This is a genomic window from Brachyspira catarrhinii, assembly GCF_005518285.1.
GTDB lineage: Bacteria > Spirochaetota > Brachyspiria > Brachyspirales > Brachyspiraceae > Brachyspira > Brachyspira catarrhinii.
Map to the genome: position 1 here is coordinate 1 of NZ_SJDU01000654.1, position 810 is coordinate 810.

1 protein-coding gene is annotated in these 810 nt (G+C 38.9%); it reads left to right on the forward strand.

Going from position 1 to position 810, the window contains the following annotated elements; translation table 11 throughout:
- On the forward strand, nt 1-810 hold an 810-nt coding region (locus EZH24_RS12885), incomplete at both ends, for an EF-Tu/IF-2/RF-3 family GTPase (RefSeq protein WP_272897906.1).

Sequence of the window (810 nt, forward strand, 5' to 3'; positions counted from 1 at the left end):
GGAAGTATGGCGCTCGCTCATAACGGAAAGATTTTTATCGGGAGACAAATTCTCGGACGAAGAATATATAGAAGCTCTTACAAAATCGATATTGCAGTATAAAGTAGTTCCAATATTATTCGGCACATCCTTAAAAGATATTGGAATGGGAGCGGTTTTGGATACTATAATCCGATATATGCCTTCTCCTTCTTATGTTCCAGCGACTAAAGGAAAAAATCCTATAACCAACGAAGAAGCGGAAAGGACGATATTAGGAAACGACCCATTTGCGGCATTCGTATTTAGGACGACTATCGACCAATATGCGGGTAGAATTTCATTTTTCAAAGTTCGTTCGGGAAGTTTGAAGAGCGGAGACGAAATTTACAATTCGAGGACGGGGAAACGGGAAAAAGTCGCTCATATATATATGGCGAGAGGAAAAAAACAAACGGAAACGGACGAAATAACTGCGGGAGATATAGGAGTTTTGGCTAAATTATCCGACTGCAAAACTGCCGATACTATAAGTTCTCCAACTTCTCCATTCCAATTTGAAAATTTGAAAATTCCTCAACCGATATTTTTTACCGCTATAAAAATATTGAAAAACGATGTTAAAGCTCGTGAAGTATTGGATACGATATCGCAAGAAGATTTGACTTTTAATGTGGAATCCGACAGCGAAACTAAAGAAACGATAATAAAGGCTATGGGAGATTTGCAAGTTAAATTGGCTTTGGAAAGAGTAATCGCCCTAACCAAAGCGGAAATCGAGCAGAGCGTTCCGAGAGTGGCTTACAGAGAAACGATTAGAAAAATTACCGA